This is a genomic window from Larkinella harenae, from assembly GCF_054780515.1.
On record NZ_BAAGWE010000001.1, the window covers coordinates 2,366,008 to 2,385,602 of the forward strand.

The following is a 19,595-nucleotide window of genomic DNA, read 5'->3' on the forward strand; positions in this document are numbered from 1 at the left end:
AGACGGGGTCGCCCAGGCCTGTCAGGGTATCGCATTGTATCCTCTAAGAAATTTGGTTCATTCACTGGTCTGTTTGCTGAACAAAAAGCTTCTAATTTCGAAAATTGCGCAACCGATTGTGTGCCCTGCGCAATCGGTTGTGTTGAGCGAAAGTGGATTTTAACCACAAAATTCCCTGTTTTTTCACCCTGCGGCCTTCTAGCTTTGTTTGGGTTTTCCAAGTAACATCTATCGAAAATCGCATTATGGTTGCAGAAATTACTGCTTCAGCCCCCGGGCGAATCTGCCTTTTTGGGGAGCATCAAGACTACTTGGGGTTGCCGGTTATTGCGGCTGCTATTTCCCGGCGGGTCGAGGTATCCGGGCAATTACGCCCGGATCGCCAGGTAATTATCCATATGCCTGACATCAATCGTTGCGAACGATTTGAGCTGGAATCCGTGATACCGTACCAGCATTCCCGGGATTACTTCAAGAGCGCCCTGAACCTGCTGATGCGCAACGGTTGTACATTTACCAACGGCATGGAAGTGACGATCCACGGAACGATTCCCATCAACTCCGGCACATCGAGTTCGTCGGCCCTGCTGGTGGCCTGGATCAACTGGTTGCTGAATAGTAAAGGCCCTGATCATGAGGTGACCCAGTCGGAAATTGGTGAATTGGCGTACCGGGCCGAAGTGCTGGAGTTTGGCGAACCCGGCGGGATGATGGACCATTTTGCCACCGCTGTGGGCGAAGTGATGTACCTGGAATCGCAGCCAATGATCAAATTACAAACGTTTCAGCCGAGCCTTGGAACATTCGTGCTGGGCGATTCGCTGGAGCCCAAAGACACCATCGGTATTTTGAAACACGTCAAGTACGGGATGCTGGAAGCCATCCGAAAAATTCAGGTGCGCGATCCGGATTTTTCGCTGCACACCATACCGCAGGAGGCTGCCCGGATGTACGCAGGCTTATTGAACAAGGCGGAATACAGTCTGCTGCAAAGCAACCTGTCGGATCGGGATGTGTTGCGCGAAGCCCTGCAACTATTCCGGAAAACGGCCATTGATCACCGGCGTTTGGGGGCGCTTTTGACCATTCACCAGGCGAATCTACGCGATCATAAACGGGTTTCAACGCCCAAAATCAACCGAATGATTGACGAGGCCCTGAAAGCCGGAGCCTACGGGGCTAAAATCAACGGTTCCGGGGGCGGAGGTTGCATGTTTGCCTATGCACCAGAGCAGCCCGAAGCGGTGGCCGAAGCCATTGAACGAGCCGGTGGAAAACCGTACATCATCCAGGTCGATACCGGTACGCAAGCCACTGTAAAAATACAACCTATATCCGTTAACGTATGAAAAAGAGACTATTGATTCTGGCCGGTGGCATGTCGTCCCGCATGAAAAAAGACGCTGAGAACCTATCCATTGACGACAAACTGGTGGAACAGGCCAATACGCTGACCAAAGGCATGATTAGCGTAGGATACGCTGGCAAATCCCTGCTGGACTACCAGATTGTCAACGCGCAGGAAGCAGGCATTGAGGAAGTTATGCTGCTGTTGCACCCAACCGATGCCGTAACGCAGCCCTATTACGAAAACCGTCAGGCGCAGGGTGACTTAGGGGCTTTAACGGTTTTGTTCGCCCGTCAACACATTGCCCCCGACCGCACCCGACCGGCGGGCACGGCCGACGCGGTCTTGCAGTCGCTTCAGCAACATCCCGACTGGCAGCGGGGACGGTTTATGGTCTGCAACAGCGATAACCTATACTCCGTCCGGGCCTTGACCCAACTCTGGAACTGCGATGATACGCACGCCCTGATCAGCTACGACCGCGACGCGCTTGGCTTTCCGGAGGAGCGGATCAAAGCCTTTGCCCTGATGAAAACTGATCCGGCCGGGTATCTGCTGGAGATTGTTGAAAAACCGTCGGACGTGGAAACGGCGGCTATTCTGGCATCGCAGGGGCGGCTGGGCGTCAGTATGAATTGCTTTGTTTTTGAAGCAGAACCGTTGATTCCGTACCTGGAAAAAACACCGTTCCATCCTCTTCGGAACGAGAAAGAATTACCCACCACCGTCAGCCTGTTGGCGCAGCAACAACCCAGGAGTGTCGGAACCGTGCCGTTGGCAGAGGTGGTCCCTGATCTGACCAGTAAACACGACATTGTCATTGTACAGGCTTATTTAGCCAACAGTTTCCAGTTTTAATGAACCTTAACTAAATCTGTCAGTTCTGGGCGACCCCGTCTTACTGGCAAGTTTACTGCCTCTCATATGATTTCAGAATTGACCCAGCAGGCTGATCAACGGCCCGAAATCCTGTCGTTCGAGAAGGTTCCGACGGGCATTTATACCTCGGCAGACGCAGCCTCACGGGCGGTGGCCGACGAACTAGTGCAGCTGATTCGCCAGAAACAAAGCGAAGGGCGTCCGGCGGTTTTGGGACTGGCCACGGGCTCGTCACCTAAAAAAGTGTACGCCGAACTGATTCGGATGCACCGGCAGCAGGGCCTCAGTTTCCGGAACGTCATTACCTTTAACCTCGACGAATACCATTCCATCGGGCCGGATGCGTTGCAAAGTTATCACCGGTTTATGCACGAACAGTTGTTTGACCACATTGACATTGACCCGGTAAATTGCCACATTCCGGACGGTACGTTGGCGTTTCAGGAAGTTCATCACTTTTGCCAGCACTATGAGCAGCATATCAGCGATCTGGGCGGACTGGATTTTCAACTCCTGGGCATTGGGCGCAATGGTCATATCGGTTTTAACGAACCGGGTTCACACGTCAATTCCCGTACGCGGCTGATTACCCTGGACCAGGCGACCCGCGCCGATGCGGCCACGGAATTTGGTGGCCTGGCGAACGTTCCCCGCAAGGCGATTACGCTGGGAGTCAGGGTGATCATGCAGGCAAAACGCGTGGTGTTGTTGGCCTGGGGCGAACACAAAGCAACCATTGTGAAGCAGGCTGTAGAAGGTCCGGTCACCGAAACCGTTCCGGCTTCGTATTTGCAGGGCCATTCCAATGTGCGGTTTATCCTGGACGAAGCCTGTGCCGCCAGCCTGACCCGGCAGAAAACACCCTGGCTGGTGGACGCCGTTGACTGGACGCCCCAGTTGACCAAAAAAGCCGTTACTCACCTGGCTCTGACGCTCGGCAAGCCCGTGCTGAAACTGACCAATCAGGATTATAATGAGCACGGTTTGAGTGATTTACTGGCGCTCTATGGACAGGCGTACGACATTAATATCACGGTTTTCAACAGCTTGCAACAAACCATCACCGGCTGGCCGGGCGGCAAACCGGATGCCGATGATACGAACCGGCCCGAACGGGCCAATCCTGCCCGCAAACGCGTGCTCATTTTTAGCCCTCATCCCGACGATGATATCATTTCGATGGGTGGGACGTTTCAGCGGCTGGTCGATCAGGGGCATGAGGTGCACGTGGCTTACCAGACATCTGGCAATATCGCCGTGGCCGACGACGAAGCGTACCGGTTCATGGAATTCGTGGCTGATTTTAATCAGCAGTTTGGCATTGAATCCGAAGAAGCAAAAGATATCCTGCTGTATTCACACCATTTCCTGAAAAACAAAAAAGCGTCCGAGAAAGACTCGGATTTTGTCCGGCGCGTCAAAGGACTGATTCGGCAGGGTGAGGCTAAGGCCACCTGCCGGTTTGTGGGCATTCCGCCGGAACAGGTCCATTTTCTGAACATGCCGTTCTACGAAACGGGTCTGGTGCAGAAAAAGCCGCTGAGCGAAGCCGATTACCGGATTGTGGCCGAAATCATTGACAGCGTGCAGCCGCACCAGATTTATGCAGCGGGCGATCTGGCCGATCCGCACGGAACCCACAAAGTCTGTCTGGATGCGGTTTTTGAGGCTGTTCGCCGGTTGAAGGACGAGCCGTTCATGCAGCAGTGCTGGGTCTGGCTGTATAAAGGTGCCTGGGACGAGTGGGATATTGATCTGATCGAAATGGCCGTACCGATGTCGCCGGATCAGGTGATGCGCAAGCGGTTTGGCATCTTCAAGCACCAGTCGCAGAAAGACGGGGTGGTTTTTCAGGGCAGCGATTCCCGCGAGTTCTGGCAGCGGGCCGAAGACCGCAACCGCACCACGGCCGAACTTTACAACCAATTGGGGCTGGCCGAATACGCTGCCATGGAAGCGTTTGTGCGCTGGCACCCCTGATTTTAATGAGGTTAAATGAAGTGGTTATACAACCGGATTTGAACTCGAATCCGGTTGTGTTGTTACGGAACCGAATCGATGTTGCCCAGGTACGAATCAAGATTTTCGCGGGTGACGATGCTGAGTGGCAGGTATTGCAGCGCGGGAATTGGTTTTTGAAAAATCAGGTAGTCAGTCAGGTAGGAAATGCCCAGAAAACCCTGGCGATCTGAGTTTTGATTGATCAGAATGTTGATGGTTCCGTTCTGCAAATGGGTCAGGTTTTCGTCGATCAGGTCGTAACCAACCAGACAGATATCCGTTTTACCCAGTTCTCCGAGGGTGCGGGCAATTTCGTGGGCTTTGGAAGTGGTGACATAAATGCCCTGCGTTTGCGGATGCATGTCCAGTGCATGGGCCAGAGACGCTTTAAAATCTGGACTGGCCGGACTTTCCAGCTGGACGGTTTTGACGTCAAAGCGCCCGGCTTTTTTTTCCTGCATGAATTCCCGAAAGCCGACTTCTTTCGCGCCAATGTGCACCGAGTTCTGAACCTGTTCGCCAATGTGCGTCACCAGAATCGTGCCCGGTGAGGCAATCATGGCCATCAGTTCGGCGGCCAATCGACCGCTCTGGTGCAAATCCTGCCCAATAAAGGCCAGCGGAGCCAGCTCATTGATGTAGGTGTTGAAACACACGAGCGGAATTTGCCGGTGCTGACACACTTCCGCAAAATCCAGCGCTTCCTGCCGCAGCGTGGGCGCAAGCAGGATGCCGTCGGGTTCAGACGCCAGTATTTGATGGGCTTGCTCCCGAAAAGAATCCCCCGAATAAGGGTCAAAAAAATGGTACGAAAGGGTAAGGCCAAATTGGCTATGTTCGCTTTGAGCCTGCTGGATGCCCCGAATGGAACTGAGCCAGAAAGGGTCCAGCTCAGCGTCCGGCAGCAAAGCGGCCAGGCGGTATGTTTTGGAAGAACTCAGGGTGCGGGCAATCAGATTGGGTTTGTAATTAATCTGCTCCAGTACATCCATCACTTTTTTGAGTGCACTTTCCGATACTTTTCCCCGGTTATGAATCACGCGATCGACGGTGCCCATCGAAACGTTCGCCATCTCCGCAATGTCCTTTATGCGTATTATTTTACTCATTATGGTGATCTATAAGGGCGCAAATATACAATCCTAAACCCGTTTTAGGGGCGTTGACCCAGTAGGCAGTTTAATGAAATCTACCGGCGAATTAAAAATAAGCCAAATTTTTGAATGTTTACGTACACATTTGACGTGTGTACGTAAACATTTTTGTGTAAAAGCTTGCTTTCTATTTTTCTGACGCTTTATTTTGATAAAGAAATAGAATGGCGATAACCACCGGACTGCGTCAGAATGCCATTCGAACCATCCACAAACGGAGCAGAAATTGAAATGAACTCGGCCAAGGCGGAGAATGGGATATTTTTGCCTGTTGTATGAAAATCCCGGCAAGCCGCTGGCAACCTTTACCCTTGACCAATACCCTGATGAAGATGAAGAAACGGCTTACGCTTCTTTTGTTACTACCCACCTTTGGGTGCTTGGCCCAATCGATCGATCTGGTCAAATATCAGGAGCTGCCCGACCCAAAACCGGCGAATAAAGCGAGTTGGGTGGCCGTGAAGCCTGGTCCAAACGTCAGCTTTGCAACGGCTGATGTGCGGTATGCCAAGCAAACCGCGCCCGATGCAAAGACCTTGCAAACGAGCTGGAAAACGCAGGCGTGGAAAGGAGAGAAGGTTCATACACAGCTGGTTATTTTTAGCACCAAACCGCTTTCGAACGTTAAGCTCACCTGGACTGATCTGAAGGATTCAAAAGGGAACAAAATTCCTGCTGGCAGTGTGTCGGCCGGTTTTGTCCGGTATGTCATGACTGACGGGTTGAAACCGACCGGCGAAGGCTGTGACGAACGACCGCCCGGCAAATACGATTCGTCGCTGGTCGCCGACCCGATTGATCTCGTCAGAGAACTGGATGTTGCGCAACGAACCACCCAACCCGTCTGGCTCAGCGTTTCAGTTCCGCCTACTACGCCAGCGGGTGTATATACGGGTACCGTATCGGTGGGGAGTTCGGCCAATCAGCCTTCCATCTTATCGTATAGCATCGACGTACAAAACCGTACGTTACCGGCACCCAAAGACTGGAAATTTCACCTGGATATGTGGCAAAATCCGTATTCCGTGGCCCGCGTTCATGGCGTAAAAGTCTGGTCGAAAGAACATTGGGAACTGATGCGCCCTTATATGAAAATGCTGGCCGATGCGGGTCAGAAGTCGATTACGGCCACCATTATTAATGATCCCTGGCGGAGCCAGACCGAAGATGTGTACGGTTCGATGGTGCAGTGGACCAAAAAGAAAGATGGTAGCTGGTCGTATGATTACACCATTTTTGACCAGTGGGTGACTTATATGATGGAGCTGGGCATCGACCGGTTTATCAACTGCTACAGCATGATTCCCTGGAATCTGAAGTTCAGCTATTACGACGAAGCCGCCCGTAAAGACACCTTTATCATTGCCAAAACCGGTACGCCCGAATACGATGCCCACTGGCGACCCATGCTTACCGACTTCGCCAAACACCTGAAAGAAAAAGGTTGGTTTGAAAAAACGACCATCGCGATGGACGAGCGGCCGATGGCGGCCATGCAGCAGGCGCTTGCTCTGATCAAAAGCGTGGACAAGGAGTTCCGGTTGTCACTGGCGGGTCTGTACCATCCCGAGCTGGAGCAGGACCTGATCGACTATTGCGTGGCGACCAACCAGACGGTGGACGCCCCCACCATGCAGCGCCGACGGCAGGCTGGTTTCAACACAACCTATTACACCTGCTGCACCGAACGCTACCCGAACACGTTCACGTTTTCGCCCCCGGCCGAAGCCACCTGGATTAGCTGGCATGCTGCCAGCAAAGGCTACGACGGTTATCTGCGTTGGGCCTACAACTGCTGGGTGAAAGACCCGCTGCGCGATTCCCGGTTCCGAACCTGGCCCGCCGGTGATACGTACATCGTTTATCCGGGACCGCGCACGTCGGTACGGTTTGAGCGGTTGATCGAAGGCATTCAGGATTACGAAAAAATCCGCATCCTGAAAGACGAGTTTCGGGCAAAAGGGCAAACCGCTAAGGCACAGCAACTGGAAAAAGTATTAAACACATTTGAGGTTTCGGCATTGGCCAGCACCCCGGCAGCAACGCACCTGCAATCGGCCAAAGTATTGCTCAATTCCTTTTGATAGTGCACCACCCACCATTTTGATCCGCCTGATACGGCCCCAAAAGCCGTATTCTGGCTGCGCTTTTCCCGCGTATTTCTGATTCGAACATAAACAACTAAAGTAATTGTATGAGAATGTTTACAGACAATTGGCAGCGGATGCTCTACGTTCTGCTGTTGTTGGGATGTAGCGCTCCGGCAAGCTGGGCCGCTTCGTCGCCCTCGGTTCGTGGGGCGCATGTCAGGTTGCTGGACTGGCAGATTTCGGGCAAGGTAACTTCCGAAAAAGGCGAAACGCTGCCCGGTGTCACGGTAATCCTGAAAGGCAGTTCGCAGGGAACTTCGACGGATGCCAACGGGAACTACTTCCTAAAAGTGCCCGAAACCGCGGGGACGCTGGTATTTTCATCGGTCGGCACAACAACCAAGGAAGTGCCGTTTACCGGCCCCGGCGTAGTGAATGTGGCCCTGAACGACGACGCCAAAGCCCTGGAAGAGGTGGTCGTGGTGGGTTACGGAACTGTTAAGAAAAGTTCGGTGACGGCGGCTGTCTCCAAAATTGAAAACAAGATTCTGAACGAAATTCCGGCGGGCCGGGCCGAGACGGCGCTGGTGGGTCGGCTGGCGGGGGTGAACGTTTCACAGACGCGCAGTTCGCCGGGTTCGGCTCCGCTGATTCGGATTCGGGGGGCGGGTTCCATTGATGCCGGCAACGAACCACTGGTGGTGATCGACGGTTTTCCGGGCGGGAGCCTGGGTCAGATCAACATGAACGATGTGGAATCGATTGAAGTATTGAAAGATGCCTCTTCGGCGGCTATTTACGGATCAAGGGCTGCGGGCGGGGTCATCATCGTGACGACCAAGCGGGGCAAAACCGGTAAGCCGAAATTCACCTTCAATGCCTATTACGGTTTATCAAAAGCACGGTTACACAACGACTGGTTATCGACGGAAGATTATTACAACTACGCCGTGCGGTACCAGAACCGTGAATATGCCTGGATTGGGGGCGATCCGTCCATTCCGGCCTGGGGTGATCCGCGTCGTCCGGCCCAATATCAGGTGAGCGATACGGTTCGTCGGAGTGGAAACACCATCTGGCAGGAGGCCGTCACGCAGGTGGCACCCATCCAGAGCTACAATCTCTCGGTCGGTGGTGGAACCGATAATGTAAAGTACTACGTCTCGGGTGTGGTGCTGAACGAGCAGGGAACCGTTAAAAATACAGACTATAAGCAATACAGTCTGCGGGCTAACCTGGACGTGAAGATTAACCCGGTGGTGAGCATGGGTTTTCTGTTTAACCCTTCTTATGCCACCCGCCGGAGCGCCCCGACCGACATGGTCAGCCTGGTAAAATACCCCAACTTCGTTGCCATCCAGCGCCCCGACGGTACGTATCCGAAAGCCCGGGATTACTGGGGACAAAACGTGACATCACAAGCCAATCCGATGGCGATTCTGGAGGGTACAGTAATCAACGGTTATTCGCTGAACAACGTTGGGGAAGCGTTTGTTGCGCTTGATCTGCTGAAAGGGCTGCGGCTGCGCTCCTCGGTTGGAACCAACATTTCGTACAACACCAGCGAACGGTTTCAGGCTAGTTTTGCCACCAACAACGGCATCAGCAGCGGTTTGGCCAGCGACTCGCGCAGCATCAACCTGATCAATGAGAACACGCTGAATTATAGCAAGACCTTCGGGACGAACCACGATTTCAGCGCTTTGCTGGGTGCGTCGTACCAGCGCAATACCTCGCGCAACGCCTACATGGCCGCCGTACCTGGTTCATTTAATAACGACATTATCCAGACGCTGAACAACGCCATCATCGACCCGGCTTCCACCGGAAGCACCAAGTCGGAGTGGGGGTTGATTTCCTACTTCAGCCGGGTCAATTACGGGTATAAAGAAAAATACCTGCTGTCGGCGTCGGTCCGGGCTGACGGAAGTTCGCGCTTTGGGCCTGCCAACAAATGGGGTTATTTCCCCTCGGCTTCGGTAGCCTGGCGCGTGTCGCAGGAAGAGTTCATGAAGGGTATTCCGGTGATCGACGAACTGAAAGTGCGCGCCAGTTACGGAGCCACCGGAAACTTCAACATCGGCGATTTCGACTACCTGGGCCGCATCAGCAGCGTGTTGTACGCGCCGGGTGGGGCGCTGACGAAAGGACAGGCGCAAACCTCTTTCGGCAACAGCAACCTGAGCTGGGAAAAAACGAACGGCTACGATTTCGGTCTGGAACTGGGCATCCTGAAAAACCGCCTGAACATTACGGTGGATTACTACGCCAAACGGACCACCGACCTGCTGTATAATGTCTCGATTCCGGGCATCACCGGCTTCACCAGCTCGATTTCCAACGTTGGCGACATCAGCAACAAGGGAGTTGAGTTGGAAATTCAGTCGAAAAACCTGACCGGTGAGCTGAAGTGGCAAACCTCGTTCAACCTGGCCCGCAACCGCAACAAAGTAGTCGATTTGGGCGGGGTGCAGGAACGGATTACGACGGATGCCTTTGGGATGAGCTGGATTTTGCGCGTGGGCGAACCCATGTTCTCGTACTACGGTTACCGGGCCATCGGGGTGCTGAAAAACGCCGAGCAGGTGAAAAATACGCCAGTGCTGGTGGGTTCGAAACCAGGTAACCCGATCTATGAAGACATTAACAAAGACGGCAAAATCGACTCGCAGGACAAGGTAATTCTGGGCAACTTTCAGCCGAAACTGTTCCTTGGGATGGTTAACAACTTCGCATGGAAAGCCTTCGATCTGAGCATCGCCATGCAGGCATCGCTGGGAGCCAAGATTTACAACTTCGAAAACCAGTACTACCAGGGCAATGTACTCGGAGCCATGCGCCGGTCGCTGGTCGAAAACCAGTGGTGGTCGGAGCAGGAGCCGGGCGATGGCAAAACGCCCGCCAGCGCCCTGAGTCAGTTGAATTTCCAGGGGGCGTCGGATGTGTACATCGAAGACGGTTCATTCCTGGCCGTTCGGAACATCAACCTGGGCTACACCCTGCCGGGTGCCCTGGTGCAGAAGTTAAAGTTGGGAAGCTGCCGGGTATATGCGTCGGGTAACAACCTTATCTTCCTGACGAACAAAAGCTTCCACGGCTACAACCCCGAAGGCTATACCAGTGGCGAAATCGCCGGAGTGGGCAGCCGTCCGGGTTACAACTCGGGCTCGGAGCCGGTAAACCGGGTCGTGACGTTTGGTATCAATCTGAGTTTTTAATCGAATTGCTGACAAAGACATGAAAATCAATCAACTCTATACGGCGGGATTGTTGGCCCTGACGCTGGCATTGTCCGGCTGTCATGATAGCCTGCTGAATCCCACACCCGAATCGGTGCTGACGTCGGCCAATTATTACCAGACCGCCAAGGACATGGACTTGGCCGTGCTGGGCGTTTACAACCGGCTGCAAAGCCGCAAACCGAACGATTACCTGCTGCTGGAAGTGCCCGCCGATAACCTCTACATGGGGGCCAATACGTCGGTGGCTGGTGCGCCCGAGCTGGATTTGCTGGCCGTCAACGCCGATAATCCGATTGTGGCCGATTTCTGGGAAGTAACGTACAACGGTATTTTTCGCGCCAATTCGGTACTGGCCAATATCGACAAGCCGACGGATTACAGAGGCACGCAAAAAGATCAGTTTATCGGTGAAGCCAAGTTTATGCGGGCGCTGTTTTACTTCGATTTGGTACGGCTTTTCGGCGGTGTGCCAAGCGTCACGAGCCTGATTTCCATCGAGAATGCCAGCAAATTGCCGCGCGCTTCCGAGGAAGAAATCTACAACCTGATTGTGGAAGATCTGAAAGATGCCATTACCAAACTGCCGGTGCAAAGCGGCATCGCGCGGGGCCGGGCCAGCAAAGGAGCCGCAACGGCTTTGCTGGGCAAGGTATATGTCTATCGGAAAGAATGGACGAATGCCAAGACCTATTTGGATCAAACGGCCACGTTTAACTATAGTTTAGTGCCCAATTTTGCCTCGCTCTGGAAGCTCGAAAATGAAGACAATGCTGAGATTTTGTTTGCCATGAAATACATCGATGGCACGAACGGGCACGGGTTGTCAACGGCTTTCATTCCCAATGCCGGAGCGATCAATGTTGTCAACCGGGGTTCCGAAATTGCTTTGCCGTCGTGGAGCCTGATGAAAAACTACGTGGCTGGCGACACCCGCTATGCTGCTACAGTCACCGAGTTCTGGGTGCCGCCCACCAAACCAACCGATACGCCGATTTGGTTTCCGTACATCAGTAAATTTGCCGTGCCACATACCTTTGCTGCATCGGGGCTGGACTTGCCGGTTTTGCGGTACGCCGATGTCTTGTTGCTGAAAGCCGAAACGCTGTACGAACTCGGCCAACCCGAAGCCGCTTTGACGGAACTGAACAAAGTTCGCGCCCGGGCCTTCGGGAATGCCACGCAAAACTATAAGCTGACCGATGTTCCAAACCGAGAAGCCTTCGTGGATAAACTGCTGCTCGAACGCCAGCTGGAGTTTGCGTACGAAAACGAACGCTGGTTTGACCTGGTGCGCACGGGACGATTGACGACGGTTCTGACGAAAGAGGAGCGGTTGTTCAATTATGCGACCAAAACGCCGGTAACCGTTCAACTGAGTCCCAAAGCTTATATGAAAGCGTTTCCGGTGCCGCTGCGTCAGATCAATCAGTCCGGCCCCGGTGTGCTGACGCAGAACGATGGATATTAATTAATATACGTAAAAATGGGTCGCTTCAATTCCGTTGGAGCGGCCAATAATCATTCTGAAAGAGCCATTTTAACGAACGTTTCCGACCCTCATGCAATCAAAAGCTGCTCATTCGCAGGCTGACACACCGGCCAAACCTACCCGTACGTTTCGAGGCTGGTTGTCTTCACTTGGGCCCAGCATCATCACGGCCGCGCTGGTGTTTGGTCCCAGCAAAATGACGATTACCTCCAAGATGGGGGCCGAATACGGGTACTCCTTGCTGTGGATCATCGTCATGGCTATCTTTTTTATGACGGTTTTTACGGCGATGGCAACCCGCATCGGGCTGGCTACCAACCAGTCGCTGCTGGCCACTATCCGTCAGAAGTGGGGCAACGGGGCTGCGTTGGCGGTGGGCATCGGCGTGTTTCTGGTGGCTACTTCCTTTCAGGCCGGAAACTCCATTGGGGTCGGTATTTCCATTGCCGAAGCAACCCACACCCCGGTCAATCTGTGGATTGCTTTGTTTACCGCCCTGGGCATTGGATTGCTGTTTTTCAAGACGTTCTATAAAGTGCTCGAAAAGCTTATGATTTTCCTGATTGGCGTCATGCTGGTGGCTTTTCTGATTACGCTCTTTCTGTCTGGACCGGATTACTCCGAAGTTGTAACGGGCTTTGTGCCGACGGTTCCGGTGGGTTCGCTGGGCCTGGTCATTGCTTTTACGGCTTCCTGTTTTTCCATTGTCGGCGCGTTTTATCAATCGTATTTGGTGCAGGAGCGGGTGCGGGTTAATCCGAATGTTCGGAATCAACCGGTCGATACCGTCACGGGAATGACATTGATGGGCCTGATGAGCGCGACGGTTTTGATCTGCGCGGCCGCTGTGTTGCATCCCAAAGGATTGAAAGTGGCTTCAGCCTCCGACATGGGCAAAGCCCTCGAACCTATTTTTGGACTTTACGCGTCGGCGCTTTTTCTGATTGGTTTGTTTGGCGCTTCGTTTTCGTCGCTGGTGGGCAATGCATCCGTAGGCGGTACGTTGCTGGGAGAAGCTCTGGGCTACGGCAGTCAGTTGAGCTCGAAGGTGGTCAAATACCTGATTGCGCTGGTTATGGTAATCGGGGCTGCCATTGCCATTATTTTCGGAAAGCTGCCGCTGGAACTCATCATTTTTGCCCAGAGCATCACCATCCTGGTGGTGCCGTTTATCGGTGTGGCCATGTACGCCATTGGCAACGATTCGGCCATTATGGGACGTTACACCAACTCGACCTTCGTTAAAATCGTTGGGGCACTGGGCTTACTGGTTATTTTCGGGCTGGCATTGAGTAACGTCAATCAATTGTTTTTCAAATAATACAACCCTATGAGCGATCTACAAACATTAGAGCAGGAATTGATTAAGCCCTCCCCAGCGCTGGTTTCCGATTTGTACGAACTCGACGGCGACATTCTCATCCTGGGCATTGGTGGTAAAATGGGACCGAGCATGGCCCGGCTGGCGAAGCAGGCCATCGACCAGGCCGGAATCCAGAAACGGGTGATCGGCGTGTCCCGTTTTTCCGACAAACAGATGCAGGGCGAACTCGAAGCCGACGGCATCGAAACGATCTCCGCTGATTTACTCAACGAAAGTGATTTAGCTGCCCTGCCCGACGTGGCAAACGTCCTGTATTTGGCAGGGACCAAATTCGGCACTACTGGCAAGGAAGCCTTCACCTGGGCGATGAACGCGTACCTGCCAGGCCGGGTGGCCGAAAAATACCGCAACTCGCGGATTGTAGCGTTTTCCACGGGCAACGTTTATCCGTTTACATCAGTTACGTCCGGTGGCGCGACCGAATCCACCCCCCCCGAACCGGTGGGCGAATACGGCCAGTCGTGCCTGGGCCGCGAGCGGGTATTCCAGTACTTTGCCGAGAAAAACAACACGCCGACGCTGATCTATCGCCTGAACTACGCCATCGATCTGCGCTACGGGGTACTGCTGGAAGTGGCCAAGTCGGTGCTGGCTGAAAAACCGATTGACCTGACGATGGGCAACGCCAACGTAATTTGGCAGGGCGACGCCAACGAAATTGCCATCCGGGCGCTGCGGCACTGCGACGTTCCGGCCAAAATCCTGAACGTGACCGGACCCGAAACCGTGTCGATTCAGTGGGTGGCGCAGGAGTATGGAAAACTGTTGGGCAAGGAGCCGAAGTTTGTGGGCGAAGCGCAACCAACGGCTTTGCTGAGCAATGCCTCAGAATCGTTCCGATTGTTTGGCTACCCGCGCGTGACGCTCCGCCAAATGATGGAACTGACCGCTGCGTGGCTGCAAGGGGGCGGCACGCTCCTGAACAAACCCACCCATTTCCAAACCCGCAACGGCAAATTCTAATCCACGATGACCTTACGACCCGAAATCCACGAGTTACTACAAGCGGGCACCGTTATTCCCGCTCACCCGCTGGCTTTGAATGCCGACCGGCAGTTTGACGAAGCCCGCCAGCGCGGCCTGACCCGTTATTATATCGCCAGCGGAGCCGGTGGGGTGGCCGTGGGTGTGCACACGACCCAATTTGAAATTCGTGACCCGCAGATTAACCTGTACGAAACGGTGCTGAAAACAGCCGCCGACGAAATTGAACGGGCCCAACTGGACCGCCCGTTTATCAAAGTGGCTGGGATTGTCGGTCCGACCGAGCAGGCTGTTCGCGAAGCCAAACTCGCTCTCCAATATGGTTACGACCTGGGCCTGTTGAGCATGGGCGGTCTCAAAGACTGGACGGAGGAAGCGATTCTGGACCGGGTGCGGGCGGTGGCCGAGGTGATTCCCGTCTTCGGGTTTTACCTGCAACCGTCGGTGGGTGGTCGCATTTTCAGCTACGATTTCTGGAAGGCATTTGCCGAAATACCCAACATTCAGGCCATCAAGGTCGCCAGCTTCAACCGCTACCAGACGCTTGACGTGGTGCGGGCGGTGTGCCATTCGAGCCGCCGGGAGGAGATTGCGCTTTACACCGGCAACGACGACAACATTGTAGCCGATCTGCTAACGACCTATCGGTTTACCATTGATGGAGAAACCGTTGAAAAAGGCTTTGTCGGTGGTCTGCTGGGCCACTGGGCCGTGTGGACCCAAAAAGCCGTTGAGCTGCTGGCCGAGATCAAAACCTGCCTGAGCAACAAAAACGAAGGGCTGGCCGAACTACTGACCCGTAATGGGGAAGTAACCGACAGCAACGCAGCTTTTTTCGATCCGAGCCACAATTTCCACGGCTGCATTGCGGGGCTGCACGAAGTCCTGCGTCGGCAGGGACTGTTGGAAGGAACCTGGTGCCTGAACCCGGGGGAAGATTTGTCGCCCGGTCAACGGGAAGAAATCGACCGGGTGTACGCCATGTATCCGCACCTGAACGACGATGAATTTGTCAGGGAGCATCTGAGTAGCACAAACTTCACATTGTCTTTTTCCTAAAACCGCTTTTTACCGCTCGCCCGGTGACTCCCGGGTGGGTGACGTTGCTTATGGCTAGTAGCAAAACCATTCGGGTCACGAAGACCGATTCTACGTTTGAGCGGGAAAAATTGATTCGGCCGATTGGTTTTAAGGGCGGTTACCTGACCGAGCTGTGGCAAACCGTTTCTCGGCTTCAATCCGAAACCGGGGCCCATGCCATCGGTCTGGCGACCCAGAGCGTGTTGTATGGCGATGCCGACCTGTTTGCGGCCTACTCGGAAGCGGGCGGCAATGCGCTGATGTACGCGCTGACGGAGCGAACCCTGCAACTGGTGAAACAAATCCCGTTTGAAAACCCCGTCGCGTTACTGGATGCCCTGTTGCCGGAAGTGGTGCGGGAAGCCATCCGTATCACGGGGAAATCGGACCTGAACCCCAATTTTATTTACAACGCCCTCATTAGCATCGACAATGCCGCCTGGCTGCTGGTTGCCGCCGAAAATGGTTTGAAGAGTTTCGACGAACTGATTCCAGAACTGTATCGCCCGGCCTTATCGCACCGCAACAACAAAGTAGCCATCCTATACCAGGTGCCCTACGGAATGCCGGTGGAGGAATTGCGGCAGGCCGTGCAGCACGGGTATTTTGTGATGAAAATCAAAACCGGTTACCCCGGTTCGCAGGAAGAAATGGTACAGAAGGACATGGAGCGGCTGACCGAAATTCACCGTGCCATCGGCAGTACGCCCACTGACCAGATCGCTACCGGCAAGATCGTGTACACGCTCGATGCTAATGCCCGGTACGAGAAAAAAGAAACCTTACAGCGCTATCTGGATCATGCCAAACGCATTGGCGCGCTGGATCAAATTGTGCTGATTGAAGAACCGCTGCGGGAAGAAAACGACGAAGACGTATCGGATATCGGCATTCCGGTGGCCGGTGACGAGAGCATTCACGACGAAGCCAGCGCCCGGCGTCGGCTCCAGCAGGGGTACGGGGCATTGGTACTGAAGGGAATCGCTAAAACGCTGAGCCTGTCGCTGAAAGTAGCCAAACTGGCGCATGAGTGCGGAGTGCCGTGTCTCTGCGCGGATTTGACGGTCAATCCGATTCTGATTGACTGGCACAAAAACCTGGCCGCCCGGTTGGCTCCATTTCCGGGAATCGGCATGGGATTGCTGGAAACCAACGGCGACATGAATTATCGGGACTGGAACACGATGAAGCGGTATCACCCAGTGGCCGGTGCCCCCTGGACTACTCCCAAAAACGGTGTTTTTGAGCTGGATGATGATTTCTATCAACGGAGTGGGGGCATTCTGGCCCCTTCCAGTCACTACGAATCCCGGTTTCCGTATGCCTGCTAAAACCGTTCTTCTACCAGTCAGAACGCCAGGGTGGATACTGGTTTTTCTGCTGTTGATGGTTATTGCGGGTGGGCGAGGAATGGCTGCTGATTCAACGGCGACGGTTTCGCTGAAAGCCATTCCCGGATTGCAGTTTGACGTGGTTCGGTTTCAGGTGAAACCCGGCGCAGCAGTCCGGATTACACTGGAAAATACCGATGATATGGCGCACAATCTGGTGATTACCAGGCCTGGAAAGCGGGAAGAAATTGTTGACGCGGCTTTGAAATTGGGCGAAAAAGGACCTGCCGTTAATTACATTCCTAAATCGGCGGCCATTTTGTGGACAATCCCGGTGGTGGTGCCGGAAGAAACCGGGACTATTTCGTTTACCGCGCCCAAAGAAGTGGGTGTTTATCCGTACGTCTGCACCTTTCCGGGGCACGGTTTTGTCATGTATGGGGCCATGTACGTGACCAACGGCGCTTTGCCGCCTTTAAAAGAAGATAAAGCCGTTCCCGAAACCCAGCGAAGGGCGGAAACAACCCCGCAGGTCAATCACGCGCAGCACGCAGCCCAACGCTTTCATCCCTACCAGCCCGAGCCGCCGTTTCTCTACCGAATTTTCATGCCCGATGCTAGTCCGGCGGCCATTGCCGTCAGTCTTCCGAACGGCCTTTCCTATTGCTGGGACGCCGGAACCTGCCGTCTGCGCTACGCCTGGGAGGGTGGCTTTTTGGACCAAACCAGGCTCTGGCCGGGCAAAGGCGATACGGAAGCTAAACTAATCGGAACGGTTTTCTTCCGGGACAAAACGACTTATCCCATCCAACTGACCGGAGCGTTCCGAACTCCGGCAGTTGATTATAAAGGCTATCAGTTGATCAACCGGTATCCAGAGTTTCATTATACGGTAGATGGGGTAGACGTTTACGAGCAAATTCTGGCGAAGGAGGATGCATCCGGTTTGATCCGGACCTTTAAAATTCCTAAAGCTGAAAAAGCAATCTGGTTTATTACCGAGCCGAATGACGGGGTTAGTTATCAGTCGTCGGGTGGCCAGTGGGAGGCTGGTTGGCTGAAATTATCACCTGCCGAAGCCCACCAGTTTACCATCACCATGACGAAAAAAGCCGACTGATCATGGGAAAAACCGTGCTGATTCTTTTACTCATCGGGCTGTTTATTGCCGCTATTCCGAACGGTCCCAAACCGGTTCCGAAAGCGGCCTATCGGGTCGAAACGATTCCGATGCCTGACGGATTAAGTGCCGAAACCGGAGCCATTGAGTTTTTGCCCGATGGCCGACTGGTCGCTTCCTTTCACCGGGGTGAGGTGATGTTTTATGATCCAAAAACGAAAAAATGGAGCCTCTTTGCCGAAGGGTTGCACGAGCCGCTGGGGATTCTGGTCGTCAGCAATTCGGAGCTGATCATCATGCAACGCCCGGAGCTAACCCGCGTGAAAGACCGCGATGGTGACGGTAAAGCGGATCTGTACGAAAAAATAACCGACGCATTCGGGATTTCGGGCAATTACCATGAGTTCAATTATGGCCCCATCCAGGACAAAGACGGTAATCTGTTCATCGGCCTGAACACGGCTTCTCCGAACGGCGGGGTGCGAAGTGAGGTGCGGGGGCTGCGCGATACCGTAGCCACCGACCATCCGAAACAGATGTTTTCGCCGGTGCCATACCGGGGCTGGATCGTGAAGCTAACGGCGTCTAGTCATAAACTGGTGCCCTATGCCAGCGGTTTTCGTTCTCCAAATGGCCTGGCTTTCGACGCCAAGGGCCGTCTGCTCGCAACCGATAATCAGGGCGATTGGGTAGGAACCAGCCCGTTGTATGCTGTGCAGGAAGGCAAGTTTTACGGGCATCCGGCCAGCCTGGTCTGGCAGGCGAATTGGCGGGGCGGCAATCCGCTCACGATGCCGGTTTCAGACCTGGAAGCCATGCGTACGAAAGCCGCTGTTCTGTTTCCGCACGGTATTATGGCGAACTCCATTACGCAACCCATTTTGGATAATACCGGCGGAAAATTCGGGCCGTTTGCGGGGCAGCTTTTTATCGGCGAAATGAACCAGGAGCGGATTGTTCGCGTCATGCTGGAAGAGGTTGACGGGCAGTTGCAGGGAGCCTGCATTCCGTTTCTGGACGGACAGGGGCTTCGAAAAGGCAATAACCGGTTGGCGTTTGCACCAGACGGCAGCTTGTGGACGGGCCAGAATGATCACGGCTGGGCGGGTGCGCAGGGCATTCAACGGATTGTCTTTTCCGGAAAACCGCCGTTGGATGTTTACTCCATGAACCTGACACCAACCGGCTTTGAGTTGACGTTTACGCAGCCCATCGACCCCGCCACCGCCGGGCGACCCGAGCACTATCAATTTCGGCACTACCGCTACGAATACCACAAAAGTTACGGTTCTCCGCAGTTTGACGTGCAGGCTGTGCCGGTAAAAACCGTTACTGTTTCGAAGGACCGGAAGAAAGTTTTCCTGACGCTGGCGGAATTGAAACCGGGACTAATTTATGAACTGACGCTGGGTGCTATCAAAGCCACCAACGGCGAACCGCTGGCCAACCGACTGATTTGCTACACGCTCAATAAAGTAAAATCAAGCCCATAA

At 54.0% G+C, this 19,595-nt stretch carries 13 protein-coding genes; 12 read left to right on the top strand and 1 reads right to left on the bottom strand.

All coding sequences use genetic code 11. From position 1 onward, the window contains the following. The first annotated feature begins 245 nt into the window (after positions 1-245). The 3 genes from ACYVH9_RS09740 (at position 246) to nagB (ending at position 4,207) form a co-directional block, all read left to right on the top strand. Complete coding sequence (locus tag ACYVH9_RS09740) at positions 246-1,349, top strand: mevalonate kinase family protein (protein WP_460636117.1); 1,104 nt, start codon at positions 246-248, stop codon at positions 1,347-1,349. After that, on the top strand, positions 1,346-2,206 hold the full coding sequence (locus tag ACYVH9_RS09745) for a sugar phosphate nucleotidyltransferase (protein WP_460636118.1): 861 nt from the start codon (positions 1,346-1,348) through the stop codon (positions 2,204-2,206). The genes ACYVH9_RS09740 and ACYVH9_RS09745 overlap by 4 nt, the downstream gene beginning before the upstream one ends. 66 nt (positions 2,207-2,272) lie before the next feature. Then, entirely contained in the window at positions 2,273-4,207 is a 1,935-nt protein-coding gene (gene nagB / locus ACYVH9_RS09750) for a glucosamine-6-phosphate deaminase (RefSeq protein WP_460636119.1), read from the top strand. A 62-nt stretch (positions 4,208-4,269) separates the two neighbouring features. Here nagB and ACYVH9_RS09755 read toward each other — a convergent pair whose 3' ends face one another. Continuing rightward, a complete protein-coding gene (locus ACYVH9_RS09755; RefSeq protein WP_460636120.1) occupies positions 4,270-5,337 on the bottom strand; it encodes a LacI family DNA-binding transcriptional regulator in 1,068 nt (355 codons plus the stop codon). A gap of 377 nt (positions 5,338-5,714) precedes the next feature. Here ACYVH9_RS09755 and ACYVH9_RS09760 point away from each other — a divergent pair, with 377 nt between their 5' ends. The 9 genes from ACYVH9_RS09760 (at position 5,715) to ACYVH9_RS09800 (ending at position 19,595) form a co-directional block, all read left to right on the top strand. Beyond that, a complete protein-coding gene (locus tag ACYVH9_RS09760; protein ID WP_460636121.1) occupies positions 5,715-7,466 on the top strand; it encodes a DUF4091 domain-containing protein in 1,752 nt (583 codons plus the stop codon). Positions 7,467-7,576: 110 nt separating this feature from the next. After that, a complete protein-coding gene (locus ACYVH9_RS09765) occupies positions 7,577-10,690 on the top strand; it encodes a SusC/RagA family TonB-linked outer membrane protein (RefSeq protein WP_460636122.1) in 3,114 nt (1,037 codons plus the stop codon). 19 nt (positions 10,691-10,709) lie between these two features. Beyond that, a complete protein-coding gene (locus ACYVH9_RS09770) occupies positions 10,710-12,182 on the top strand; it encodes a RagB/SusD family nutrient uptake outer membrane protein (protein ID WP_460636123.1) in 1,473 nt (490 codons plus the stop codon). 91 nt (positions 12,183-12,273) lie between these two features. Then, positions 12,274-13,524 carry an Nramp family divalent metal transporter gene (locus ACYVH9_RS09775; protein ID WP_460636124.1) on the top strand — a complete coding sequence of 417 codons (1,251 nt, stop codon included), beginning with the start codon at positions 12,274-12,276 and terminating at the stop codon, positions 13,522-13,524. A gap of 9 nt (positions 13,525-13,533) precedes the next feature. Next, positions 13,534-14,550, top strand: coding sequence for an NAD-dependent epimerase/dehydratase family protein (locus ACYVH9_RS09780; protein ID WP_460636125.1), 1,017 nt, complete (start codon positions 13,534-13,536; stop codon positions 14,548-14,550). Between the two features lie 6 nt (positions 14,551-14,556). Beyond that, positions 14,557-15,630, top strand: a complete 1,074-nt coding sequence (locus tag ACYVH9_RS09785) for a dihydrodipicolinate synthase family protein (protein WP_460636126.1) — start codon at positions 14,557-14,559, stop codon at positions 15,628-15,630. 50 nt (positions 15,631-15,680) lie between these two features. Then, positions 15,681-16,982 (top strand): enolase C-terminal domain-like protein, encoded by a 1,302-nt coding sequence (locus tag ACYVH9_RS09790; protein WP_460636127.1) that lies wholly within the window; start codon positions 15,681-15,683, stop codon positions 16,980-16,982. Further along, complete coding sequence (locus ACYVH9_RS09795) at positions 16,972-18,102, top strand: plastocyanin/azurin family copper-binding protein (RefSeq protein ID WP_460636128.1); 1,131 nt, start codon at positions 16,972-16,974, stop codon at positions 18,100-18,102. Before ACYVH9_RS09790 ends, ACYVH9_RS09795 begins: the two co-directional genes overlap by 11 nt. Positions 18,103-18,104: 2 nt before the next feature. Beyond that, positions 18,105-19,595: a PQQ-dependent sugar dehydrogenase gene (locus tag ACYVH9_RS09800; RefSeq protein ID WP_460636129.1), complete on the top strand. Its 1,491-nt coding sequence runs from the start codon at positions 18,105-18,107 to the stop codon at positions 19,593-19,595.